A 26,028-nucleotide genomic window follows, 5' to 3' on the forward strand; every position below is an offset into this window, starting at 1 on the left:
CTTCAGAAACCACACTTTATTGAAACTCTATATTCTTGATACGCCGTCAATTTTAAAGCCGGATCATCAACGGTTAAAATACCCGTCGCACAACCGTGACTATGGCATAGAACAGGACTTTGAGATTTGGCTGCGTAAACAAAAAGAACTGCTCACCCCCGATCCTGCTGAGGCTACATGGCACTACCTGCCGGTGTATTGGACGCGCTGGCACATCAACCATAATTTCGCAGCGCATGGCGAAGGCTTGGCAGAATTACAATCAGCCGTAAACAATATCATTATAGATGACCAGCGCACCTTTACCATAACACAGTTTGATGGTGGCACACTGGTTAATCTGGGTAGAGCAACAGAGTTCACCGCTGCACGGACCACCAACGCGGGTATAGATGTACCGATACTTTGCAGTCCGCACCGCAAGCCTCCGGTCATGCCGGCAAAAACACTTAAGGCAAGCTTCAACGGATCATTCGATACCCACCCTATCCGGGTAGAAATGCAAAAACGGTATGCCGGGAGCACCGGTGTTATTGTTGGCGGCAGCCTACCTACCAGGTTTTACAAACGCTGGTTTTGGGCCATGAACTATAACCTGAATACCATGGCGTCGTACATAGCCTTGTGCCCAAGAGGAACCAGTTGTAATTCGTTCCGGTTTTTTGAGGCAATGCAATTGGGCACAGCGCCCTGCCTTATTGGGGATGCTGACGTACGTCCTTTTAAAAAGTTTATCCCTTGGGAAGAGATAAGCTACTACGCAGCTACGATTGACGATCTGGACAATATTCTTACCTCCATCAACAAAACAGAAGCGCTGGAAAAAGGGCGCAAAGCTTACCAGTACTGGAAGAATGAACTCTACTACCAGCAATGGTGCAAATACGTGATAAAAGAACTTGAGCACCTTGGTTAAAAAGCTGGATTACCTGCCCGGACTGGATGGCATACGTGCTATAGCTGCCATGCTGGTGATCATGACCCATTGGCCAAATAATTCCATTTCATTGAAATTCGGCTGGATCGGTGTCAACATCTTCTTTGTGCTGTCTGGCTTTCTTATTACGCGCATACTGGTGAACGAAAAGCCAAAGCCGTTTAAGCAGTACATTGGCAACTTCTTCTATAAACGAACCCTGCGCATATTCCCGGTATATTATCTTTTCATAGCCGCTACAAGTGTACTTCTTATGGTAAGTCGCTATGCTATACCGCAGTTGGCCGACAACGTGATCATTGCCTCGGGCATAAACGCGCTTAAAAATGCCTGGCCCAGCTACCTTACTTACACCTATAATATACGCCTTAACCTGCGGTATTTTTTCCAATGGGATGATACATCTAACCAGTTCTTCGGTCATCTATGGTCGCTATCGCTGGAAGAGCAGTTCTACCTTGTCTTCCCTTTTGTTGTTTACTTCACTAGCATCGCCACGCTGAAGAAAATAGTTTTAGGCTTAATTGTTTTATGTCCGCTTATACGGCTGTGGACTGCTGTTTATGGAGTCGGCATGGTAACTGATAAATACTGGCTTGGTGAATTGCTGTACACCAACACGCTATGCCAGGCCGACGCGCTGGCTATGGGCGCAGCGCTGGCTATATTTCCTTTTACCTTACAACACCCTTATCGCAACTTCCTTTTAGCAGCGTTTATTTGGTTAGGTGTTGGGCTTACCTGTTTATACTTTTTAAGAAAAGCAGGGTATTTTCTGGTAGAGGGGAAAAGCTTTGGGTATGACTTCCCGGGCTTTTGGTTTGACGAAAAGACGCCACATTTCCTAATCAACATCCGTGCCGCCTACCAGTATACCCTTGTCAATATTTTGGCGGTTTGCCTGGTTGCACCCGCGGTTATAAAAAGACCATTATTCCCGGCTATCCTGCAGTCAAAACCAGTAGCCTACCTGGGCAAAATATCTTACGGCATATACCTGTTCCATAATCCGCTTATCGCATTTTTTATGACTGGTGGTGCATTCTTTGGAGGGTGGTTCAAGCTAACAGAAAACCCATTGGTGCACATATTTCTTTTTATCTTGTACATGATCATATTGGTGGGACTTGCGCACCTTAGCTATAAATACTTTGAACAAAAGATCATCAGCAGGTACAAAACAAGAACAGTTGGTGTCTAACATCTCATTTTTCATTCCCGCTTTTAACTGTGCTGCTACTATAGCGGAATCGGTCGGTTCAATAATGGAGACTAACTTCGCCAAGGGCGATGAACTGATTATTGTAAACGACTGTGCAACGGATAACACTGCCGAAGTGCTGCTTGCATTGCAAGAAAAATACCCTGCCATACAGGTTTACGAACATAAAAGGAACAAGGGCGGTGCCGCTGCACGCAATACTGCTGTAGAGAACTCGGCCAACAATCTACTGTTTTGCCTTGATGCCGATAATATACTCGCGCCGGATTCCATTGCAGCACTAAAGCAATACCTGGCAGAGACCGGTGCCGATGTAGCTTCGTTTCAGTACCAGCACTTTTTCCTTAATGATATTAATAAACCGGAATACGTGTGGTCGCTGCCCGAAGGGGTGTTTGACATAAACGGTTACCTTGCCGGCGAAAACACACCAGGCCAGCATGGCAACTACCTGTTCACTAAAGAAAGCTGGATAAAAGCCTGGGGGTATGCAGAAGGTACCGGCGCGCTGGATACCTGGACCTTTGGTGCGCGGCAAGCTATATGCGGTGCCAAAGCCGTGGTGCTTAAAGATTCGTTCTATTATCACCGGTTAGATTATGAGAACTCCTATTGGATGCGCGATGCCGAGGCCAACCTGTGGTCGGTATCAGTCAAAGCTACGTATGGCCTCACCCCGTTCTTCGACAGGATTGACGAAGATTTTCTAAAATATATGCTGGGTAAGGGCCGATACACTTGGTTCCACACCCGCAGCAAAAAACCGTTAAAGCTGGTAGATAAAGACGAAAAAGCTGCATTCTACAAAAAGCTGCATAAGAAAATAGTGAAGCGTATTTATCCTAAACCAACATTGTTGCACCGCGGCATAAATAAAATTAAACGGACCCTGAAGAAATGATTGCTGTGGAACTGGAAGGACGTCTTGGCAATCAGTTATTTCAATACGCATTTATATATGCCACAGCACGCAGGCTTAATGTTAAGTTCTACCTGGATAAAAATGTGGAAGAGTTTATCCCGGCTAAGTACTTTAACCTTAAGCATGATGCCTTAAGGCCGCTTGACGAAGGCCTGTTTGCCGTTGCAGGATTTAAGAACATCTTCCGGTTTCATCTTAAAAGGCGTTTTTATCGTTTGTTGAATGCCGTCTTCCTGAACAGGCAGCAAATGGTAATTGGCAACAACGAGGAACCCGCTGAGGCTATACAAAAGCTGCAAGATAAAAGAATGTATAAGGGTTACTTTCAATCGGAACGATACTTTGAGGAAGTAAAGGTGGACCTTAAACAATTACTAACAATTAAACCCTCATACCGGCAGGAGTTTGAACGGATATTATCAGGACTTACTGCCGGACCAAAAGCTGTTATACATATCAGGCGGGGCGACTACTCCGATTTGAACATGGCGCTTCCAATCAGCTACTATAAAAAAGCTTTAAGCCATATAGCCGATAATAACATGCAGTACGTCTTTATTAGCGATGATCCCGGCTATGTAGAAAAGGAATTTGCATTTGTAAGGAACAAGTACATCTCCACTCATGATGAAATTACCGATCTACAATTTCTAATGAATGCAGATGTTTGTGTACTATCCTGCAGTTCATTTAGTTGGTGGGGCGCCTGGCTAAACAACAAACCGGGCAAAGTGGTATATGCCCCTAAAAACTGGCTTGGATATAATACCGCTCAGGAGTATCCTACAGGAATCTCCTATAATCAATCTATAAACTGGATAACCGCATGAAGCAGTTCTTGAGAAAATTGCTTGCCAGCATACTTACAGCTACTTTTGGGCGCCAAAAGCTAATGTTCCTGCTTAGTGAACCGGAGGACAATGCGCTACTCGGCTTTAAACGGGACGGCTACCTGCATGACATTGGTTGGGTAAACTCTATAGCGAACAACGCCATTATAGATGTTACCGGCCAGCCACTCCCCTGGGTAACTTACCCATTCATTCACTTTATAACGCCAAGGCTGCAGGAAACCTTTGCGCTTTTTGAATTTGGAAGCGGCAACTCAACCCTCTACTACAGCAAGAGAGTTGCACAGGTAGACAGCGTAGAGAACGACCGGCATTGGTACGAAAAGATCAGGAACACCATGCCTGTAAATGTTAATCTTTTTTATTGCGAGATGAAAGCAGGCGGCAGGTATAGCCGTTACGCGCTGGAAACTGAAAAGAAATATGATGTTGTTATAGTAGACGGACGCGACCGTGTAAATTGCTGCAAGAACAGCATCCCTGCCTTAACAGAGAACGGAATTATTGTGTTGGACGATTCAGAAAGAGCAGAGTATAGCCAGGGTACAGATCACCTAAAAGCTGCCGGATTTAAGCAGCTGGACTTTTGGGGATTGGCTCCTGGTGTAACCTATCTTAAGTGTACCAGCATATTTTACCGGGACAATAACTGCCTTAATATTTAATGCCTTTAGCTCCTATTGTTCTTTTTGTTTATAGTCGTCCTGAACACACCAGGCAGGTGCTGACTGCATTGGCAGCTAATGAACTTGCAAATGACTCGACCCTGTACATTTTTGCTGATGGGGCAAAACATGACGCGGATGCAGAAGCACTAAAGAATATTGAAGAAACCCGCAAAGTTATAAGGGAGAAGCAATGGTGCCGGGAGGTTTTCATTACTGAGTCTGTAGCCAACAAGGGACTAGCCGGTTCTGTTATTTCCGGTGTTACCCAGGTGGTAAATAAACATGGCGCTGTAATCGTTTTGGAAGATGATCTGATCACTTCCAGGTACTTCCTGCGCTTCATGAACGAAGCACTTACAACTTACCGCGAAGAGCAAAATGTATTAAGCATTGGGGCGCTCAACTTTTTCGCCGCAGATGATGCCGTAAGTGACACGTTTTTTGTACCAATACCCGACTGCTGGGGCTGGGCTACCTGGGCGGACAGATGGCAGCTATTTGAGCCTAACCCTCAAAAACTATTAAATCAGCTTAGGGAGCAAGGGCTTATAAGTAAATTCAACCTCCACGGAGCTTACCGCTTTGAAGACATGCTGATTGACCAAATAAAAGGCAATGTCAACTCCTGGGCCATACGCTGGCAGGCAGTGGCCTATCTGGAAAATAAACTAACCTTGTATCCAAAACATTCGGTCACTAAAAATATTGGCTTTGGTGCCGGCGGAACTCACGGCGGGAACGACCAGTATACCGGTAAGATAAAGTTTGCCGAAACGCCTGTAAAGGTGAAAAAACTCCTTGTTGCAGAAAATGAATCTATCACGCGGAAAATGATAGAGGGATATCGCGAGGTTACCTTACCGTCCCAAAAAGCAAAGGCAAAACGAGCCATTCGCGAACAGGTAAAACAACTCATCCCACCGGGGCTTAGCAGTTTGTACAGAAAAGCACGCCCACACAAGGGAAGCTCGGTAATGTGGGCCGGTAATTACAAAAACTGGGAGGAAGCGCAAAAAGAAACATCGGGTTATGAAGATGCTTCCATCCTTCAAAAAACGAAGGCGGCCATACTGAAGGTGAAGAACGGTGAGGCGGCCGGTGAGCGCGATTCGGTATTGTTCGACAAAGTTCCTTACAGTTGGCCGGCAATTGCCGGTCTGCTAAAAGCAACCGCAGAGAACGACAATAAATTAAATGTAATAGATTTCGGAGGTGCCTTAGGTTCCAGCTATTTTCAGTTTAAAGCCATAGCACCATTTGGTGCCAAACTTCAATGGACGGTAGTAGAGCAGCCCGCTTATGTAGACCCAGGCAATGCAGATGTAGCAGACGGAGTATTAAATTTCGCCTACACCATTGACGAGGCACTGCAAAACAACAAGGCAAACGTATTGCTGCTATCCAGCGTGCTGCAATACTTGCCAAACCCTTACGGGTTTGTTGCTTCGTTAAGTAGTTATAACTTTAAATACATACTTATCGACAGAACATCATTTATAGCTGGTAACGAGCAGCGCTTAACTATACAAAACGTACCATCGAGCATTCACCGGGCATCATACGCCTGCTGGTTCTTTAACGAAGAAGTGTTTATTGCCGTCTTTAAAAACAATTATCAACTTATAGCAGATTTTGACAGCCATATAGATTACCCGTCCAAAGCTGAAGATGGTGCAAAGCTATATTGGAAAGGCTTTTTATTTAAACTGAATGAAGCTTAACTTCTGCACTTTGTTCAACACAGCCTACCTTGCAAAGGGCATAGCACTGTACGAGTCGCTGCAGCAGCAATGTGCTTCCTTTCACTTATACATTGTTGCTTTTGATGCTAAAACGTACCAGATATTAACAGAGCTGGCGTACCCCGATGCAACTATAATCAGCCTGGATCAACTGGAGAACAAGGAACTGCTAGCTGTAAAACCGGGCCGCTCGGTTGCCGAATATTGCTGGACCTGTACACCAGCAACCGTGAGATATTGCATAGATAACTACAACCTGGATAACTGCACTTACCTGGATGCTGACCTTTACTTTTACTCTGACCCGACGACGCTAATCCATGATATGGGTGAAAGCTCTGTGTTGATTACCCCTCATAACTATCACCCAGCTTATGACCAGAGCGCCGCAGCAGGTATATATTGCGTTCAGTTCGTAACGTTTAAGAATACAGTTGACGGTAATATCGTATTAAACTGGTGGCTGCAAGCATGCCTTAACTGGTGTTATGCGCGATACGAAGATGGGAAAATGGGTGACCAGAAATACCTGGACAGCTGGCCATACATGTTTAATGGCATATACATCTGCCGCAACGCGGAAGCCGGCCTTGCCCCATGGAACGCACTTAATTATAAATATTCGGAACATAACGACAACCTCGGGGTAGATGGTAACAAGTTAGTGTTTTATCATTTTCACGACCTTAAATACCTTTCGGACGGCAGATGGTTTTTAGGCGGATACGATTTACCAGGCGACGTAATAGAAAAGGTTTATAAACCTTACCTCGCAAGGCTGGAGAGTATCGATAAAACTATAAAACAGCAATACCCGGGCACAGACAGCCTTAACGCGCTTGACGTGCAGCAAGTGACTGCATTAAGCAGCAAATACAAACTGGGTATCTATAAGATGGATCTGAAAAAATCTGCACGGCAATTCTTTTCGGATGTATTCTTTGCTTCAAAAAGAAAATATTACCAAAAGAACTACATTAAAATAGATTGATCGAGCTGTCCTACATTATCGCTACCCGCAACCGCTTGCTATTTCTGCGCATTACACTGGAACGATTGATAGCAAACCTACAACCCGGGGAAGAGATTGTGGTGGTGGACGGTGATAGCAGAGATGGCAGCAAAGAATACCTGCAAGGATTGTATACTGATGGCCGTATACAGCAGTTTATATCCGAGCCGGACAAGAACCAAGCGCACGGGTGGAACAAAGCAATGTTGATAGCGCGTGGCGAGATCATCAAGAAAATAATTGACGACGATGTGTTCTGTTACGCCGCCATTCGCCAATGCAAAGCTTATATGCTGCAACATTCGGAAGTGGATGTCGTGATCTCTAATGACCTTGGCTCCTCGCTTAACAATCCGGCGCAAATTGAAAAGTACAGCCGTTTGCCGCAGTTCAGTAAATGGCAGCAAGGCGACGTACCATCTTTTACCTTTGGCGACGTGCACATGCTGATCCGGCGAAGCGCTTTGGCCTATGTAGGATTATATAACACCTCCTTTGTTATGATGGACTGGGAGTACTCGCTGCGCATTAGTTATCTTAAAGCCAGTATCATCTATTATACAGGCTACAACGCGTTGAGCGTAGCACATGAACAATCGGTAACTTCTCATAAGAACCAACAATTAGTTCAAGATCAAGGGAAATTAGGCATGCTAATGTACAACTACGCAGGTGATGGTGCGGAGATAAGCAACTGGTCTAAACTGAAGATTTTTGCAGGCAAAAAGCTTTACGGTAAAACACAAATCTCATCGCAACAAGTCGCATTAAACACTGATACTCTTAAAGAAATCTACAATAGTTATTACCTGTACATAGATGATTGCAACATGCAGGATAGCTTTGAATTTATCACCGGAACATGAAGCATTTAATAAAGCTTCGGTTTCAAAACGGCCTTAACTTCAGCGATTTTAAACGTGATGTGTTTGACGTTAACGGAGTTAGCGAACTATTTAATTTTGAAGAAGCAGTACATCCGGACTTTGTAATATTTGGGCCTTATGGTAATGACCTGCCTCCAAAGGGCAACTATAAACGCATAGGGTATTATTGTGAAAACATAAAGCCCGATCTTTCTATCTGCGAGTATGCGTTTGGCGTTCCAAGGGAAGAGGAGGTGAAGAACAGCAGATATACTCGTATTCAGTGGCATGGTACCCGGCCAGAAGACCTGCTTAAACCAGTGAACTATAACGCAAAAAAGATATTATCGCAAAAAACCGGCTTCTGTAACTTCCTGTATTCACACCGGGTACCCTACCGGGAGGAATTCTTTAAGCAGTTGTCTAAATACAAAAAAGTTGATGCGCCGGGGAAATCCATGAACAATATGGGCAGCATAGATAAGAGTTACACCGGCAGTATGTGGGAGCGCAAGCGCCGGTTTTTAGGTGAATACAAGTTTACCATTGCCTTCGAAAATGACGTTTATCCGGGATACCAAACAGAAAAACTCTACGATGCAATGCGCGCCGATAGTTTACCCATTTATTGCGGTGACCCTTTCGTAGGCGATATTTTCGATACAAGCAGCTTTATAAACGTGAATGATTACATGGACAAGCACTGGATCAACACTAAGTTGTCGAAGTTCGGCCTGATGGATTTTGAAGATATCCGCCCTCAGTACTTAAACGGTCCTGTTCACCGTATTAAAAGAAAGTTGAAGTCGTTAGCCCGTGAAAAGAAATACAGAAAACCGGACTTCTCTGCAGTGATCGATCGCATAATAGAACTGGATAACAACCCTGAACTTTATTTAAAATACCTGAGTGAACCGTGGTTGAAAAACAACGTTTTGCAAACCTCCCGGGAAAAATGGGCCGGAATCTTTAACAATGTCTGAGCCGAAAGTATCAATCATCATCCCGGCTTATAACGCTGCTGAATACTTGCGCGAAACCATTGAAAGTGCACTTGCTCAAACTTGGTTGAATAAAGAGGTGATTGTAGTCGACAATAATTCTGCAGACGATACCTATAACGTAGCTGCGAGTTTCGGCAGCGCTATACAACTGTTAAAAGAAGTTAACCCAGGTGCGAGCTTTGCACGTAACAAAGGGCTGTCGGTTGCCACTGGCGATTACCTCCAATTTTTAGATGCCGACGATTTGCTTGCTGATAACAAGATAGAACTTCAGGTAAACAGTATAGGTCACTTGCGAGGAATAATAGCATATGGGAAACACGTCAACTTTTTTGATGATAGCGACAAGAACACCAATATGCCAGAAAGTTATTTGTCTGCTGATTATCCCAACGGAACAACGCTGTTATACGATTTGTATGGCGGAAACGATAGCATGCTTGCAGGCGGGATGATCCCGCAGCACAGCTGGTTGGTGCCCCGTTCCGTAGTTGACGATGCTGGGTTATGGAATACAATGCTGACAGTTGATGACGATGGCGAGTTTTTTTGCAGGGTTGTTTTGAGGTCGTCCGGTATGAAATACGTGCAGGATTCAGTATGTTACTACCGCAGGCACAAGCACCAAAATAACTTAAGTGCGCAAAAACAAAGTGCCGCCTTGCATAGCGCGTTCAGATCTATTCAGCTTAAGGAGCAGCACATTAAAGATCCATCTATTGATAAGTTGCTAGCTAATCAGGCTATGCATTTGCTGAGTAACGCTTACCCAGCCCATCCTCAGCTCTGTAGTGAAATTGAGCAGTTTATAAAAGAGAGGGGGGGGGCTACCTGGTTGCCATATCAAGAAGGCTTGCATAAACAATTGAGAAAGTTATTTGGCTGGAAAGCTGTAAGGCTGCTTAGCTATTACAAAAACGGCGGGCACAAGAATGAACTTTAATTCGCTTAAAAATATTGCTAAGCAATTTCCTTTTGTTTATCCTGCCCGGCTTGTTAATTCAGTTAAGGAATGGATAGATCGGGAAAATGCAAAAAGCGGAGTTTACAAAAGTGTACGCAACCATTCTTATCTACAGCTTGAACATAGTGAGCACCACACGCATACTCTACCGGACGGGAAAGATGGCGATAAACAAAAGTTTAGCTCAAATTTGTTCTATCAAACTGCCCCGGGCTATTTATATAACATCAAAGACTGTTACTTTTACAAACAGCATGGTTTAGTGCTCAGCCGCCGTAATGAATTGTTTACTGAGTTCACGCATAACTTCAATATAAGTTCTCTTCGAAAATTTATCATTAGGCACCCATTTTTCACGTTCTCTACCAACGTAAAAAAAATAACGGGCACAGGTGCAGTATTAGTATCGCCACAAAGCCATAACTATTATCACTGGTTGTTCGATGTATTGCCAAGGATCAAACTCTATAAGTCGGTCCATGAGCAAATTGATTGCTACTGCATATCATCAGCAGTTCCTGAAAAATTTCTGGAGATTTTAACATTGTTCGGAATATCCAAAGAAAGAATACTACTTGTAAATAACCATGTTAAACTGCACTTTGATAACTTATTCCTGGCATCGTTGCCGGGGAGCGAAGGGCGAACACCTGGCTGGGCAGTAAGTTATCTACGCGGAGTTCTACTTAATGGTACTTTAACGGATCCCAATAAAAAAAAGGTCTACTTTAAAAGAGGTGAGAATGCCGGACGCAAAGTACTTAACGAAGCAGAAGTCATCCTTCTCCTGCAAAAGGAAGGCTTCGAGATAGTTGAGCCTGATATGTTGAGTATTGCAGAACAAGCCGCGCTAACGCAAGCTGCTTCTGTTGTGGTAGGTGTACATTCCGCCGCCCTGGCAAATATCTTATTTGCCAAAGAGGGTACTACCGTGATCGAAATATTTTCTCCGGATTACTTTCGCACCGATTGCTATTTCACCCTCGCACGCATATTAAAGCTTAACTATCATTATATGGCAGGTGCAAAGCCGCAAAACGCTGCATGGGGTAACATCATCGTTGATTTAAACGAATTGAAAGACTTGTTACCCAATGATTAAAAAGGGTTCTTTAATTACTATCGATCTTTTACGTGCTGCAGCAGCTCTTGGGGTGTTCTATTATCATCAGCATGTTGGCTCCTTGCTTGCTAAGTACACCAGGTGGCAGGCATTGGCGCATACAGATAATTTTGGTGCAACTTATGCAGTTCCGCTTTTCTTTTTGCTTAGTGGATACTGTATTCATCTTTCAAATCTGAAATATCTTCAAGCCAACAAACCGCTGCCCTTAAAAGAGTATTACATAGCTCGTTTTCTACGGATTTATCCTCCGTATCTCTTTGCATTACTGTTTGCCATAGCTGTACAATATTTCACTTATGGTAAGTCGCCCAGTACCGGTGATTTTTTATGGCACCTGTTAGCCCTTCAAGGATTTAGCAGCGCATACTTTAACACCATTAATGCGGTGTTATGGACTATTACTGTAGAAATCGCTTTCTACTTAATTTATCCATTGTTTTATGCGGTTAGGCAAAAGGGTTCGCTTACAAAGGCTTTAATATTTACCTTTATAGTAAGCGTAACAAGTATATTAATCTGTTCATATCACGATGGTCTTACTTTCCCGACGCGCTTTTTGATTACCAACCTTTGGTTTGCCTGGTGTTGGGGTGCGTACCTTGCAGATAACGATCAACCCTTATGTTTGCACCTGCAAAAACCTTGGTTTTTAGCCTTTAATTTACTGGTGATAGTGGCTTTTGCAGCAATACGGATCATTCCAGACAACTTGCCCATTGTGTTCGATCAATTGAACATTCTTATATGGACATTGCCGTTCTTATGGGTTATATCCAACGAGCAGTGGATTCGTTCGCATTCCAGTTTACCAGTGCGGATTTTTAGTGCTATAGGCTTGTCAAGCTATTCACTTTACCTGCTTCATCAACCATTAATCATATTAAAAAATTATTTAACGCACCGCTTTGTACCAGAGCCGCTGCAATTACCTGTACTATCAGCCGGGATAGTCGCTATACCTGCTATTTGTTGGTTAAGTTTCAAATACATAGAAACGCCTTTTACTAAAAGAAAAAAAGTTCTTGCCACAACAGCCGCTTAATGTACTTACCCTAGCTACCGGGAAACAGCTGTATATAAATCTGGCTGTAAACCTCGCAAGGTCGTTCCGTTGGTGGAATAAGGATAGTGGTATAACGTTTTACCTTGTTACCGACATGACAGATGATCTGCCGCCGGACGTAAAAAGTTACGTGAATATTATACAGATAGCTTCTGATGAGCTTGGTAAAGGATTTTCTCCTAAGCTGCATCTGGATAAAATAGCACCGATGGGGCGCACGTTGTTCATAGATAGCGATTGCCTCGTATATGGCAGCTTGTTGCCTGTATTTGAGCGGTTTAAGGAGCGCCATGTTTCTGTAATTGGGACGCCTATACAAGACGGCGAATGGTTTGGTGACATTGCTGCGGTTTGCAAAAGATTTAGCATCGGGCAGTTGCCGAAATTTAATGGAGGCGTATACTACCTGGAGGAGGGCGAAACGGCAGGTAAAGTTTATCAAACTGCACGCGAGCTGGAGCCGCAGTATGATGCTATAGGGTTTAAACGACTCCGTAACCGTCCTAATGACGAGGTGCTGATGGCCCTTGCTATGGAGCTGCATCAGCAACGGCCCGTTGTTGAAGATGGAACTGTATTAGCAGAATTTGTAAATTATCAATCAGGTATAAAGTCCGATGTTTTAACTGGCAAAGCGGTTTTGTTCAATACACCCGGCCACGTAAACTACCAACCTAACTGGCCGTTAACCATTGCCCGCCCACTTATCGTTCATTTTCTTGGCCATCACAATCAAACGTTGCCTTACCTTAAAGAAGCAACGCAACTGGAATATATGTTTAGCAACAACTATAGTATAGCCAAAGCCAGGTCACTTACCTTTTTAAAAGTTACCGCACCAGCTTTACTAAAGAGTACTTTAAAAAATATCCTGCGGCCGCTTTATCGTACTATAGCGGGGACACGTCAAGTTCCCCCGTCTGAAAGGATAATTGAGTAATGGTCGACGTAAGCATTATAATACCTACCTATAATCGCCTTTGGAGTCTGCCAAAAGCAATAAGTAGTTGTCGCGAGCAAGGCCCAACAACAGAGGTGATCGTAATAGACGACGGCAGTACCGATGGTACTTGGGAGTGGTTACAGCAGCAACAGGACCTTACATTGCTTCGCCAGGATAACCAGGGTAAGGACTGGGCTGTTAATAAAGGGTTTGCTCTTGCAACAGGGAAATACGTTCGCTTTTTGGACTCAGACGACTGGCTGCTGTCCGGCTCTACAAAGGCGCTGTTTGAAGCTGCAGAGCGGGGCGAACTTGATGTAACCTGTGCGGGTTATCAGGTATTTACAGAAGACGAACAGTTAATAAAAGAAATACAATGGACTGTTTGCGACGACTTTTTGGCGCAACAACTTGGCGAGTGCGACTCCTCGCACTACAGTGCTTATCTTTTCAGGAAGAGCTTTATAGAAGACATACCCCACCGGCAGGAATTTGCAGCGCTAGATGATCGGCAATTCATCATAGAAGTTGCCCTAAAGTTGCCCAAAATTGGGTACGTACAGCAAAGCACCTTTGCTCACCGGGCACACGGCCGGCAAAGGCTTCAAAATGCTTCGGGGTTGACAGAAGCCGCCAGCCATTTGGCCCAACTGAATATCTATAAAAAATGCTTTGAAAAGCTGGAGCAGGAAGGCAGGCTCACGCAGCGTTACAAGAGTGCAGCCAGCAACAAACTTTGGCACCTGGCGCATTGGATTGCTAAAACAGATATTAACACAGGCCGTGAGGTTTATAATTGGCTATATCAATTAAGTCCGGCTTTTATTCCTGGAGAGAACAGAGGTATAGCGCGCATGTACAAGTTAATGGGCTTTGCAGCAACAGAACGGTTACTTACCATACGGCGCTTATTAAATGCCAGATAAGCCGTTAAATATTTTTTATGCAGAACCTGACCCGGACAGGTGGATCAGGTTTGACCGGTATCCGAGGCGATTTATTCGCAGGGTAGTCAGAGGAAAACAACGACCCGGCGGGGTGATGACCGTAGCGCTCAACCTCATGCGGGGATTGGACAAGATGAACGTACCCTATCGGTTTAATGATTACAGGTATCTTAAAAAACATCCGGAGGAGATTGCCTGCATTATAGGCAAGCCACACTTGTTATTTGAACGACAATGGAATAACCCGGTAATTTTAGGAGCAGGCATCTACTCCCATCCTATTGACAGGCCAAACCTTTTTACAGAGTTCCCCAACGTTAAACGATTTTTGGTACCCGGGGAGTGGATGCGGGAAATGTGCGCGCCTTACTACGGCGATAAAGTACTGGCTTGGCCAACAGGAATAGACACAGACATTTGGACCACAATACCAGGCGAAAAAACTACTGACTTCCTGATATATGATAAGGTAAGATGGGAACGGGAAAGGCTTGAACAGGAACTTATTGAACCTTTGAAACAAACGCTTTCTAACAAAGGCCTCATAACCGAGTACATTAAATACGGGAACTATACACACGACGAGTTACGGGACAAACTCTCACGGGCAAAAGCAGTATTGTTTTTATGCGAGCACGAAACGCAAGGATTGGCTTACCAGCAAATATTGGCAACAAATACACCTATTCTTGCCTGGGACAGAGGTGGCTACTGGCAAGACCCGGAATACTACCCCGAAAGGGTGAAGTATCAGCCTGTAAGTTCCGTCCCTTATTGGGATGAACGGTGCGGTGAGAGATTCACGGACATGAATGACTTTGAAGCTTCGCTGAATACCTTTCTACAAAACATAGATAGATTTTCGCCAAGAAATTACGTGCTGGAGAATTTAACGTTAGAGATATGCGCGAAAAAGTATTTGCAGATAGCTGAGGATGTTTACAAAGAACTGAATGCTAGATGAAAATCCTGTTGATAATGGATCCGGGCATACCTGTACCGCCAATGCTATACGGCGGACACGAACGACTGGTATACCTTTTTGCTGAAGAGTATCACCGTCTGGGGCATGAGGTGACCTTATTAGCGGGGCCAGACTCTTACTGCAACGGAACAACAATCACCTTTGGCACCAATGACCTGGAACGTTCGAATGCGACAAAGAACAAGGAAATCGTTTCTGTTTGGAAGTACCTGCATCACAACAAAAAAAGCTTCGATCTGGTACATAATTTTGGCAGGCTGATCTATCTGTTGCCGATCCTCAACGGCAATTTAAAAAAGCTAATGACCTACGGGCGGCCGGTATCACGAAAGGGGATTAAGTTGTTTACAACTCTGCCGAACCGTAATCTGTTATTTACCGCCTGCAGTAACTATTGTGTATCTACCGGTAACGTGGCCGGCAGCTGGAACACCGTTTACAATGCGATAGACTTTAGTCGCTACGAGGTAAATGATGTGCTTAATTTTAATATGCCGTTGATGTTCCTGGGCAGGCTGGACAAGATTAAGGGAGTACACACAGCTATTGAAGTAGCAAAGGCAACAGGCAACAACCTTATCCTTGCGGGTAACGTGTCACACACCTCTGATAACCTGGCGTACTTTAAAACCCTGATAGAACCACAGATCGACGGTGAACAAATACGGTATGTTGGCCCACTAAATGATCTACAAAAGAACAATTACCTGCGACAATCAAAGGCCCTTTTGTTCCCTATAGAATGGGATGAACCATTTGGCCTGGTAATGATAGAAGCGATGGCCTGCGGCACGCCTGTGATTGCTTTTAAGCGCGGTTCCGTGCCGGAAGTAGTTCAGGAAGGTGTTAACGGCTTTGTTGTACAGGATAAAGCGGGAATGGTAAAAAAGACATCAGAACTGGCGAAAATAGATCGGTTAAGGTGCCGCCAAAATGCGGAGAGCAGATTTGATGTTAAAGTGATAGCCTCCGAATATCTTTCACTTGTTAATGGCTAAGAAAGTATTGTTGATCACATCAGGGCAACCTTCTCTAAATCCCAGGTTGGTTAAAGAGGCTGACGCCCTTACCGATGCAGGATACCATGTTACCGTGCTTTATGCGTATTGGAATAACTGGGGTACAGAACTCGACACCAAACTGCTGACGCAAAAAAAATGGATGGCCATAAGGGTTGGCGGTGATCCTGTTGACAAACCATTAGCTTTTCTAAAAAGCCGTATGTTGTTTAAAGCGTCCAGGCTTATCGCTGAGAAAAGCGGTTATAAAATCATCTCCAAATATGTTATCGCCCGCAGTTCTAAAGCGCTTATTGAGGAAGCTAAAAAACACAATGCAGACCTTTATATAGCACATAACCTGGGTGCGTTGCCGGCAGCTGTTGAAGCTGCAAAGCGTCGTACCAAGCCCTGCGGCTTTGATGCCGAGGATTTTCACCGGCATGAAACAAGCAACAATGTTGCTGATAAAGATGTAATCTTAAAAAGCTCAATTGAGGACAGGTATTTACCACAGGTAAATTATGTTACGGCCAGCAGCCCGCAAATAGCAGAAGCTTATCAAAAAATATATCCAAACCTGGATCCGGTAATTGTATTGAATGTATTTCCAAAAACGAGTAATCCAATTACTAAACCTGAACAATCCGGTGTTATAAAGCTATTCTGGTTCTCACAGACGATTGGTAATAATCGCGGAATAAATGATGTTGTAGACGCACTAAAAACACTGCCCAACGAGCACTTCGAATTACATCTATTAGGAGATGTGCCGGCCAGCAGCGAACAATTTGTAAGCTTAATTAAAGATAGCGGCATCAACGTTCAGTTCCATTCAACAATGGAAGCCGATAAACTTACTGAATTTTCACAGCAGTTTGATGTAGGATTGGCGTTAGAGCCCGCGTTTACCATTAATAACGATATTGCATTAAGCAACAAGCTTTTCACTTATATGCAGGCAGGCCTCGCTGTGATTGCAAGTGACACAAAAGCGCAGCGTGCCTTCATGCAAGCTAATCCTGATCTGGGCGAGGTTTACCCCAAGGGAGATTATAAATCTCTTGCGGAGATACTAAGCCGCTATTATGAAGATAGCGGCCGTCTTCAACTTCATAAAGCTACCTCTGCCAACCTTGCTGCCGACCGCTACAACTGGGAAACAGAAAGTAAAAAGTTTTTGAAGGTAGTGGAAACAACTATAAGCAACTTCAATGACGTTAGCAGGTAAACGCTCCACTAATTGGTTTTACGGAGTAGACAGCATCCGCTTTGTGCTGGCCTTTATTGTAATGCTATCGCATTTTGATAATGTATGGGCCGAAAGTCTTAAGAATTCTGCTATACTTCCTGTTAAACTGGCTGGCGCCTTTCTTGCAAACGCCTTTGATGGCACATCTGCGGTAATAGCTTTCTTTATTATTTCGGGCTTTGTTATACATTATCCTTGCAAAGGCGGGATAGCTCATGTAGGTCGCTTCTGGATTCGGCGTTTTGTTAGAATTATTATTCCCTTAGCATTGATTTGTATAGCAGGATCAGCTTTCAATCATCCGGAAAAGACAGTAACGTGGAGTTTGTATTGTGAGTTAATTTACTATGCAATCTACCCTGCCTTGCTGAGCATTAACTTAAGTTGGAAAAACAAGTTCATCCTTTCTTGGCTGGTTGCAGCAGTGTTCATCCTGGTAGCTGCTAAGCATGATATTTTCGCATTGGTAAGGCAAACAGGTATCGGTTATCATGGCTACTACTGGCAATTTGGAAACTATTTTACCTGGATAGTGGGCTTGCCTTGCTGGCTGCTGGGGGTGTTGATAGCCGAGAATATAGATCAGGCAAAAGAAATTAAATTCTCGCGACTGCAAGGTTATCGTACTCTTGTTTTCTTTGTTAGTTGCCTTTGCAGCGTGGCTAAGTTCCATGCGCATTTAAGTTATATCATCTCCATGAATCTGTTTGCACTATTACTGTACAAGTGGATAGAAGCAGAAATATCTTACTACAAAAATCACTCACCTTATTCTTCTCTTGAGCGGATGGGGAAATTCTCATACTCATTATACTTGTGTCACCCGCTGGTTTTCTTGTTACTAAAACGATGGTTGATAATAGATAATGCTACTTATATCCTCTTTGTGGTACTAACAATAGTTGCCGCATACCTTTTTTATCTGGTGATAGAAAAACCATCTCATAAACTGGCCCGGCACATCAACGGGCTGCTATTCTCAACTGATTGAAACGCGTTCTTATTATCTCTCCTTACTTTCCTCCTTCCAACATGCCTGATATGCAGCGTGTGAGAATAAGCCTACCCTTTTTTAAAGAAAATGGTTGGGAGGCCGAAGTACTAACAACAGACCAACAGCTGAGTGACGCTCCAAAAGATCCATTACTAACAAAAAGTATTCCCAAAGACATACTCGTACATACGGTTAAGGCATTAAACAAGAAGTGGACAATGAGAATAGGCTTTGGTAATATAGCTTATCGTTCCTGGTGGTTTTACAAACAAAAGGGGAATGATCTGCTAAAACAGAAACAATTTGACCTGATATACTTTTCAACCACTCAGTTCTCGGCGTGCACTCTTGGTGCTTATTGGCGGCGGCGATTTGGTATACCGTACGTTATTGACATGCAGGATCCCTGGCATACGGATTATTACCTTAATAAACCGAAACATGAACGCCCCGCCAAACACTGGCTATCCTATCGGGTTAATAAATGGCTGGAGTCAAAAGCCATGAAGGATGTTGGAGGATTGATAAGCGTCTCTCCGCAGTACATCGCAGATCTAAAGGCAAGGTACCCTGAAATAAAAGATATTCCGACTGCGATTATTACGTTTGGTAGTTCCGATCAAGACATGGCGATTGCAAAAAAACACGGAGACGACTTCCCCAAGCTACTTAATCCTACCTATAAAAACGTTGTTTATATAGGGCGGGGTGGTACTGATATGCATAAAGCTATAACGCCTTTTTTTGAATCAATTAAGCAGGGGCTGTCTCAGCAGCCAGAAGCATATAACAGACTGAGGTTGCATTTTATAGGTACCAGCTACGCCCCACAGGATACTGGCACCCCTACAATACTCCCTCTTGCGAAAGAGTACGAGTTAGAAGGGATAATTACTGAAGTAACAAACAGGATAAGCTATTATCACGCGTTAAGCACAATTAAGCAGGCCGATGCGCTTTTTATTCCAGGCTCAGATGATGCTAAGTACACCGCATCTAAAATTTACCCGTACTTACTCAGCAAAAAGCCTCTGCTTGCTATTTTCCACAGGCAGAGCCCGGCTATAAGCACCTTAAAAGAGTTTGACGCGACAGATGTACATAACTTTGACAATGATGCACACTTACAGGAACACATAAGAAGATTTTTGATGTCTGTGTTAGAAGGCAAAGCCATCCCCCCGGTTTATAATGCTGACGCTTTGGTGAGATACTCCGCAAAAGAGCTTACACGGAAACAGTGCGAACTTTTCGACAGCGTAATAGAATCTTAATGAGTATAAATTATCCGAAGAAACTCGCTATAATTACAACGCACCCCATACAGTATTATGCGCCTGTATTCCGGTTATTGGCGCAGCAACTGGACCTGAAAGTATTTTATACCTGGGGAGAAGCTTCGTTAAGTAAACATGATCCTGGGTTTGGTAAAAAAATCAAATGGGACATTGACCTTTTAGACGGATACAAATACGAATGGGTTCACAACTCAGCCTGTGACAAAGGTTCACACCACTATAAAGGCATAAAAAATCCTTCCCTTATAACAGAACTGGAACAATGGCAGCCTGATGCAATTTTGGTTTACGGTTGGGCTTATCACAGCCACTTACGTGTTATCAGGCATTTTTCAAAAAAGATCAAACTCCTGTTCCGTGGCGACTCTACCTTGCTTGATGATAGTAACGGTGTAAAAAGCCACCTTAAAGCTGTTTTTTTAAGATGGGTTTACAACCACATTGATATTGCTATTTATCCCGGCCAAAATACCATGGCTTACTTTAAGAAGTATGGTGTTGAAGATCATCGCCTTGTTTTTGCACCCCATGCTGTAGAAAACAGCAGGTTTGCAGAAGACAGGTCCGTTGACGCTGCTGCTATTAGGGCGTCATTATATATCGACAATGAAAGGCTCATGATATTATTCGCCGGAAAGTTTGAGAAGAAAAAAGACCCTTTGCTGCTGTTGAAAGCTTTTCAACAGCTTAGCCAACCTAATATACACCTGTTGTTTGTTGGGAACGGTCCATTAGAAAAGGAATTAAAACAACACGCTAACTGCTGGGCTAATATCCACTTTCTAAACTTTCAAAATCAGTCGGCAATGCCTGCAGTATACCAGGCTTGTGATCTATTCTGCCTGCCATCAATGGGACCGGCGGAGACCTGGGGATTAGCCGTTAATGAAGCCATGGCTTGTTCCAAAGCCATTATTGCTTCTGATAAAACTGGGTGCGTTCCCGACCTGGTTGTAAATGGTCGCAATGGCTTTATATTTAAAGCCGGCGATGTTACTTCATTACTCGAAAAGTTAAATTTGGCGGTTGAACAAGGCAAAATGGGATTAACGAGTATGGGAAAAGTGTCGAATGAAATGATAATACCCTGGAATTTTGAGGTACAGGCTGAAGTGATTGTAAAACAGGTAAATGGCTAAGCGTACCGCAAATCCTATTGAGCGGTATATTGTACTATATATACCATGGCTGTTATCGTTGCTTTTTGCTAATGATGCCATAGTATCGTACTTTATTGCCTGGTTGGGTTCGTTCTTTATATTTTTTATATGCTACTCCGGATATATTAAGCCAATACCAACCGACAGGAACATTGGCGAGCAACTAATGCGACCGATTTTCCTCGTTCAAATTGTATTTGTGGGTTATATGGCGTGCAGCTCCATTTTTTACTTTCTGAACTTGCTTGGGGTAAACGATCTCTCTGGCCAGGGCATATACTTTATTGTCGATAAGGAAAAACTTGCGCTTACTGCTAAATGCCAGCAGTACTATGCACTGGGCCATGCGGCTTTGGCTTCGGGCATGATACTGTTCATGAACTACGACTTTAAGCCCCAATACAGGACGGACAGAAACAAACTCGCCAACGTTATCTTCCAGATAGCAGTCATCTCGCTTCCCATTTCCATACTGTCCATCCGTATTCCGGGGTTGAGCCAATTCTATTTTCAGTTTAGTTCACTGAGCTTTATAGCGGGCACATTAGCCCTTGCTTTTGCTATTCCATTAAAAAAAGCAGCGACTATATTTTTCAGTTTACTGCTATATATTTCCAACTTTTACCAGGCGCTTACCTCCGGTTTCAAAGAACCGATCATAATAAGTGTTTTAGTATTAGGTATATTTCTCTATCCCAATTACAAAAAAATAGTAACACTTGTGTTCGGGCCGGCACTATTGTTACTGTTTATCTTTTTGCCCACCTATAACCACGTTTTCCGTGAGAATGCGTGGGGAGATAATGTCGATTCTGACGAGGCTTATAAACTAGCACTAGACGCAACGATAAATGGCGATGAGGAAGAGGATAACTCAACCTGGGGTTTCCTGGTATTCAGGTTAAGCGAAGTGGATATGTTTACAACGTACCTGCAATCCACACCGGCAAATGTAGGATACTATGGCTTTACGCTTGTAAAGCAATCGGCAGTGGCAATAGTGCCCCGTATAATTTGGCCTGGCAAACCTATTACAGAGGATTGGGTAATGGAGCGCGTTTACAATGCCGGTGTTGTAAAACGAGGTTCTACCGTGTCTGCCAAGCCCGCCTATATTGTTGATGGCTACCTATCATGGGGTATCCCAGGGGTTTTCTTTTCGCTGTTTATTTTTGGTGCACTGGCACAGTCAATCTCTGTTAAAGCTGAACAGCTTTTTGGTGGATATATATTGGGGACGGCACTTATATACAGCGGCTTATTCCAAATATTTTGGCGTGGACTAAGCTTTGAATTTTTAGTAAATTCTGTTTTTTGGAGTTATGTTACCATGCTGATGGTGCATAAAATATTGTTGAAAAAACGCATCCTTGAGAAGATTTGAAGATACTGCACATAACACCTGCTTATAAGCCTGCCTACGTGTATGGTGGGCCTACTATGTCAGTAGCAATGTTGTGCGAAGAGCTTACAAAAACAGGTGTTTTTGTAGACGTTTTTACTACTACCGCCAACGGCAACACCGAACTTGATGTTACTCCAAACGTGCTGCAAAATGTAGACGGGGTTGATGTGACCTACTTTAAACGTATTACTAAAGACCACACCCATTTTTCGCCTGCTTTACTAAAGCACTTGAATGGACACGTCAGGAACTATGACGTGGTTCATATTCATGCCTGGTGGAACCTTGTTTCCGTTCTTTCCTGCTTTGTTGCTGTAAAGAACGGCATTCCTGTTGTAATCTCGCCCAGAGGTATGTTGAGCTCCTACTCATTTGATAACGGTATTAAAGGTATTAAGTCAATTTTACATAATAGCATAGGTAAAAGGTTGCTCAGTAAGTGCCACATTCATGCGACATCTGATTATGAAGCGGCGGTCATTAAAAGGTTAATCAATACAGATCGCATACACGCCTTACCAAACTTTGTTAAGCTATCTCATTCTGAAAACAACACTAGTCCAATGCCAACTAAAGAACTAAAGCTTCTCTTCTTTTCCCGTATTGACGAGAAGAAAGGGTTGGACATTTTATTGGAGTCGTTAAAAATTTTGACGCTACCTTTTCAATTAACCATTGCCGGTGATGGCAATCCGGTTTACATTGAAAAACTTAAACAGCTAAGTACAGTCATTCAGGACAAAATCAGTTGGGTTGGGTTTATAAAGGAAGACAAGTTCAATCTGATTGCAAAACATGATCTCCTGGTATTGCCGTCGCACGACGAGAACTTTGCCAATGTTGTAGTAGAAAGTTTAAGTGTAGGTACCGCTGTTTTGTTGAGCGAAAATGTGGGGCTTGCCGATTACGTCCTCGACAATAACTTTGGATGGGTTTGCAAAACTACTCCATCATCAATTACTGAAAATATAGCCAATGTAGCGGCTAATAAAGTTTTATTAGAAGACATCAGAACAACAGCACCCACCAGGATAAAACAAGACTTTACAGGGGAACCATTAACAAAACAATATATCGATCTTTACCAGCATGTTATTGATCAATGAGCGACTATAAAGATTACGGCTTTCAGGAAAATACCATTACGCATAACCTCAGGTACATGCTTAAACCACTGCTCGGTATGCTTGACAAAGGTAAGAACCGGTGCATACTGGATCTGGGCTGCGGCAACGGCTACCTTGTAAATCATCTGGTATTATTAGGGTACAACGCCTACGGAACAGATGCCTCACAAGAAGGCATTGCTATTGCCAAACAGTCTAATCCGGACCGCTTTTTTGTGCAAGACCTATCCAGCAACGAGTTGCCTGAAGAATTACGGAAGATCCACTTTGACACAGTGATATCTACAGAAGTAATAGAGCACTTGTATGACCCGGATGCATTTATAAATTTTTGCAGGCAACAACTTAGCCCGGGAGGTGAGCTCATTATTTCAACGCCATATCATGGTTATTTAAAAAATCTTCTCTTGAGCGTCACTGACAGTTGGGACAAACATCAAAATCCGCGTTGGCTGGGCGGGCACATAAAAATGTGGTCGGTAAGAACATTAACCGGTTTGCTTGTTGATAAGGGTTTCACCGTAACCAACTTTGCTGGCTGTGGTCGGATACCTTATGTTTGGAAAAGCATGATCATTAAAGCCCGTCTAAGTTGAATACGGAGTTTTCCTTTATCATTCTCACTTATAATGAGGAGGTACATCTGCCACGTTTGCTGGCGTCAATTAAAGACTTGGATGCCGAAACGTTCGTGCTAGACTCTTTCAGTAACGACAACACCTTGCAGCTTGCAACAGCTGCAGGAGCCAAAGTGCTACAGCATAAATTTGAAAACCACCCAAAGCAATGGCATCACGCGTTAACCAACTTTAAAGTAGTTACGCCATGGGTATTCTGCCTCGACGCAGACCAGGTGATTACACCCGAGCTAAAGCAGCTACTGCGTAGCTTTACAGATTCAGATTATGCCGGTATTAACGGCATTTACTTCAACCGTAAAAACTTCTTCAAGGGCAGGTGGATAAAACACGGTGGCTATTACCCTTTTTACCTGCTTAAAATGTTCCGCTTCGGTGTTGGCTATTCTGATCTAAATGAGAACATGGACCATCGGTTCATTGTACCCGGCAACACCGCCGTCTGGAAGAAGGGTTACATTTTGGAAGAAAATTTAAAAGAGAACAACATCCGCTTTTGGATAGAAAAACACAACCGGTACAGTGACCTGCTTGCTTTGGAGGAAACCGAGAGAAGACGGGGACTACGGATGCAAACTTTACAACCAAAATTTTGGGGTACACCAGACGAACGCACAGCGTGGCTTAAATTGCGCTGGTGGCACATGCCGTTGTACCTTAGGCCGGTACTCTACCTCTTTTACCGCCTGATTTTCAAATTGGGGATATTAGATGGACGCACGGGTATTATTTTCCATTTTATGCAGGCGTTCTGGTTTCGCCTGGTAGTAGATATTAAAATAGATGAACTAACAAAGACAGTAGATAATGCAAATAGGGATAAAAAATAACGTAGCTGTAAGGTTTGGCATTACTTTCCTTATACTATTCGTGCTGTTCTATTATGCCAACATTATCTTCTTTGGCCTTACTACCCGTCACAACAACTACAGTCTTTTCTTAAGTGAGCATTTAAACTATATAGCCTGGTTAAGGCATGCTTTGCTGACCAGTTCCTCTACAGTACTAAACTGGCTAGGCTATTCATCGGTTGCAAGCGATACCCAACTAATGGTGGCCGGACATGGACGTATAGAAATGGTATATACCTGCCTTGGGCTAGGCGTAATGAGCTTTTTCGCAGCTTTTGTAATTGCTTACCCAAAAAAAATTAAAGCTAAATTAATCTTCCTATTTACAGGACTACTATCCATACAAATCTTAAATGTTTTCAGATTAATGCTGCTGGCTTTATTCTGGACCAAATCCAAGAACCGAATTATAGATCACCACATTATCTTCGATGTAGTGATTTATATATTGATCTCCGTGGCCTTATACTACTGGATAAACAACAAAGCAACAAACACCAATGGGCACCACCAAACTGTCTGAATATGATAACGCTCCTTACCATCCGGGTGGAAGTGCAATTAAACGTTTGCTTTGGTTTTACGTCAATGCTATTGTGTTTAAAACAAGTTTGCTCCCCATTAACGCAATTAAAGTGGCTTTACTGAAGTTGTTTGGAGCAAAATTAGGCAGCAGGGTTGTTATTAAGCCTTGCGTAAATATTAAATACCCGTGGCACCTTGTTGTAGGTAACGATACCTGGATAGGCGAAGGTGTTTGGATAGACAACCTGGTACCTGTAACTATAGGCAGCGATATTTGCATTTCACAAGGAGCCATATTGCAAACAGGTAGTCACAATTACAAACAGCGCACGTTTGACCTGATTACAGGCAATATTGTGTTGGCTGATGGTGCTTGGATAGGATGCTGTGCCATCATCAACCAGGGAATAACGGTAGGATCACACGCGGTGTTAACCGCAGGATCTGTAGCGACGAAAAATTTAGATGCTTTTGGTATTTACCAGGGCAACCCGGCAGTAAAAGTGCGGGAGAGAACTATTGAATAAC

General features: G+C 43.4%; 24 protein-coding genes and 1 pseudogene. All 25 read left to right on the forward strand.

Annotated features, from left to right (window positions below; all coding sequences use genetic code 11):
• Positions 1 to 19 precede the first annotated feature (19 nt).
• The 25 genes and pseudogenes from DYU05_RS16560 to DYU05_RS16685 all read left to right on the forward strand — a co-directional run bounded on the left by DYU05_RS16560 (position 20) and on the right by DYU05_RS16685 (position 26,027).
• Positions 20 to 916, forward strand: a complete 897-nt coding sequence (locus tag DYU05_RS16560; protein WP_165852098.1) for an exostosin domain-containing protein — start codon at positions 20 to 22, stop codon at positions 914 to 916.
• Entirely contained in the window at positions 900 to 2,138 is a 1,239-nt protein-coding gene (locus DYU05_RS16565; RefSeq protein WP_133300253.1) for an acyltransferase family protein, read from the forward strand. The genes DYU05_RS16560 and DYU05_RS16565 overlap by 17 nt, the downstream gene beginning before the upstream one ends.
• Complete coding sequence (locus tag DYU05_RS16570; protein WP_235854047.1) at positions 2,131 to 3,060, forward strand: glycosyltransferase family 2 protein; 930 nt, start codon at positions 2,131 to 2,133, stop codon at positions 3,058 to 3,060. Before DYU05_RS16565 ends, DYU05_RS16570 begins: the two co-directional genes overlap by 8 nt.
• Positions 3,057 to 3,911 (forward strand): alpha-1,2-fucosyltransferase, encoded by an 855-nt coding sequence (locus DYU05_RS16575; RefSeq protein WP_117384255.1) that lies wholly within the window; start codon positions 3,057 to 3,059, stop codon positions 3,909 to 3,911. The genes DYU05_RS16570 and DYU05_RS16575 overlap by 4 nt, the downstream gene beginning before the upstream one ends.
• Positions 3,908 to 4,597 carry an FkbM family methyltransferase gene (locus DYU05_RS16580; RefSeq protein WP_117384256.1) on the forward strand — a complete coding sequence of 230 codons (690 nt, stop codon included), beginning with the start codon at positions 3,908 to 3,910 and terminating at the stop codon, positions 4,595 to 4,597. Before DYU05_RS16575 ends, DYU05_RS16580 begins: the two co-directional genes overlap by 4 nt.
• Positions 4,597 to 6,321, forward strand: coding sequence for a methyltransferase, TIGR04325 family (locus DYU05_RS16585; protein WP_117384257.1), 1,725 nt, complete (start codon positions 4,597 to 4,599; stop codon positions 6,319 to 6,321). Before DYU05_RS16580 ends, DYU05_RS16585 begins: the two co-directional genes overlap by 1 nt.
• Entirely contained in the window at positions 6,311 to 7,333 is a 1,023-nt protein-coding gene (locus DYU05_RS16590) for a glycosyl transferase (RefSeq protein ID WP_205771921.1), read from the forward strand. The genes DYU05_RS16585 and DYU05_RS16590 overlap by 11 nt, the downstream gene beginning before the upstream one ends.
• Entirely contained in the window at positions 7,330 to 8,220 is an 891-nt protein-coding gene (locus DYU05_RS16595) for a glycosyltransferase (RefSeq protein WP_117384258.1), read from the forward strand. The genes DYU05_RS16590 and DYU05_RS16595 overlap by 4 nt, the downstream gene beginning before the upstream one ends.
• On the forward strand, positions 8,217 to 9,203 hold the full coding sequence (locus DYU05_RS16600; protein WP_117384259.1) for a glycosyltransferase family 10 domain-containing protein: 987 nt from the start codon (positions 8,217 to 8,219) through the stop codon (positions 9,201 to 9,203). Before DYU05_RS16595 ends, DYU05_RS16600 begins: the two co-directional genes overlap by 4 nt.
• Positions 9,196 to 10,167 (forward strand): glycosyltransferase family 2 protein, encoded by a 972-nt coding sequence (locus tag DYU05_RS16605; protein WP_117384260.1) that lies wholly within the window; start codon positions 9,196 to 9,198, stop codon positions 10,165 to 10,167. The genes DYU05_RS16600 and DYU05_RS16605 overlap by 8 nt, the downstream gene beginning before the upstream one ends.
• Entirely contained in the window at positions 10,157 to 11,290 is a 1,134-nt protein-coding gene (locus DYU05_RS16610; RefSeq protein WP_117384261.1) for a glycosyltransferase family 61 protein, read from the forward strand. Before DYU05_RS16605 ends, DYU05_RS16610 begins: the two co-directional genes overlap by 11 nt.
• Positions 11,283 to 12,356: an acyltransferase family protein gene (locus DYU05_RS16615; protein ID WP_117384262.1), complete on the forward strand. Its 1,074-nt coding sequence runs from the start codon at positions 11,283 to 11,285 to the stop codon at positions 12,354 to 12,356. The genes DYU05_RS16610 and DYU05_RS16615 overlap by 8 nt, the downstream gene beginning before the upstream one ends.
• Entirely contained in the window at positions 12,337 to 13,317 is a 981-nt protein-coding gene (locus tag DYU05_RS16620) for a hypothetical protein (protein WP_117384263.1), read from the forward strand. Before DYU05_RS16615 ends, DYU05_RS16620 begins: the two co-directional genes overlap by 20 nt.
• On the forward strand, positions 13,317 to 14,246 hold the full coding sequence (locus DYU05_RS16625) for a glycosyltransferase family 2 protein (protein ID WP_117384264.1): 930 nt from the start codon (positions 13,317 to 13,319) through the stop codon (positions 14,244 to 14,246). The genes DYU05_RS16620 and DYU05_RS16625 overlap by 1 nt, the downstream gene beginning before the upstream one ends.
• Positions 14,236 to 15,231, forward strand: coding sequence for a glycosyltransferase (locus DYU05_RS16630; RefSeq protein WP_117384265.1), 996 nt, complete (start codon positions 14,236 to 14,238; stop codon positions 15,229 to 15,231). Before DYU05_RS16625 ends, DYU05_RS16630 begins: the two co-directional genes overlap by 11 nt.
• Positions 15,228 to 16,250 carry a glycosyltransferase gene (locus DYU05_RS16635; protein ID WP_117384266.1) on the forward strand — a complete coding sequence of 341 codons (1,023 nt, stop codon included), beginning with the start codon at positions 15,228 to 15,230 and terminating at the stop codon, positions 16,248 to 16,250. Before DYU05_RS16630 ends, DYU05_RS16635 begins: the two co-directional genes overlap by 4 nt.
• Positions 16,243 to 17,481: a glycosyltransferase gene (locus tag DYU05_RS16640; RefSeq protein ID WP_117384267.1), complete on the forward strand. Its 1,239-nt coding sequence runs from the start codon at positions 16,243 to 16,245 to the stop codon at positions 17,479 to 17,481. The genes DYU05_RS16635 and DYU05_RS16640 overlap by 8 nt, the downstream gene beginning before the upstream one ends.
• On the forward strand, positions 17,465 to 18,493 hold the full coding sequence (locus DYU05_RS16645; protein ID WP_117384268.1) for an acyltransferase family protein: 1,029 nt from the start codon (positions 17,465 to 17,467) through the stop codon (positions 18,491 to 18,493). Before DYU05_RS16640 ends, DYU05_RS16645 begins: the two co-directional genes overlap by 17 nt.
• Positions 18,490 to 19,770 (forward strand): glycosyltransferase, encoded by a 1,281-nt coding sequence (locus DYU05_RS16650; RefSeq protein ID WP_235854043.1) that lies wholly within the window; start codon positions 18,490 to 18,492, stop codon positions 19,768 to 19,770. The genes DYU05_RS16645 and DYU05_RS16650 overlap by 4 nt, the downstream gene beginning before the upstream one ends.
• Complete coding sequence (locus DYU05_RS16655) at positions 19,770 to 20,933, forward strand: glycosyltransferase family 4 protein (protein WP_117384269.1); 1,164 nt, start codon at positions 19,770 to 19,772, stop codon at positions 20,931 to 20,933. The genes DYU05_RS16650 and DYU05_RS16655 overlap by 1 nt, the downstream gene beginning before the upstream one ends.
• Positions 20,926 to 22,338, forward strand: a complete 1,413-nt coding sequence (locus DYU05_RS16660; RefSeq protein ID WP_117384270.1) for an exosortase Y-associated Wzy-like protein — start codon at positions 20,926 to 20,928, stop codon at positions 22,336 to 22,338. Before DYU05_RS16655 ends, DYU05_RS16660 begins: the two co-directional genes overlap by 8 nt.
• Positions 22,335 to 23,465: an XrtY-associated glycosyltransferase XYAG1 gene (locus DYU05_RS16665; protein WP_117384271.1), complete on the forward strand. Its 1,131-nt coding sequence runs from the start codon at positions 22,335 to 22,337 to the stop codon at positions 23,463 to 23,465. The genes DYU05_RS16660 and DYU05_RS16665 overlap by 4 nt, the downstream gene beginning before the upstream one ends.
• The gene (locus DYU05_RS16670) at positions 23,462 to 24,082 is read left to right on the forward strand and encodes a class I SAM-dependent methyltransferase (RefSeq protein ID WP_117384272.1); all 621 of its coding nucleotides are present in this window, start codon (positions 23,462 to 23,464) and stop codon (positions 24,080 to 24,082) included. Before DYU05_RS16665 ends, DYU05_RS16670 begins: the two co-directional genes overlap by 4 nt.
• Positions 24,079 to 25,498 (forward strand): annotated as a pseudogene (xrtY, locus tag DYU05_RS21555) (exosortase Y). Before DYU05_RS16670 ends, xrtY begins: the two are co-directional and overlap by 4 nt.
• Positions 25,476 to 26,027 carry a WcaF family extracellular polysaccharide biosynthesis acetyltransferase gene (locus tag DYU05_RS16685; protein WP_117384275.1) on the forward strand — a complete coding sequence of 184 codons (552 nt, stop codon included), beginning with the start codon at positions 25,476 to 25,478 and terminating at the stop codon, positions 26,025 to 26,027. Before xrtY ends, DYU05_RS16685 begins: the two are co-directional and overlap by 23 nt.
• The last annotated feature ends 1 nt before the right edge of the window (position 26,028 follow it).

It is taken from the genome of Mucilaginibacter terrenus (genome assembly GCF_003432065.1).
Lineage (GTDB): Bacteria > Bacteroidota > Bacteroidia > Sphingobacteriales > Sphingobacteriaceae > Mucilaginibacter > Mucilaginibacter terrenus.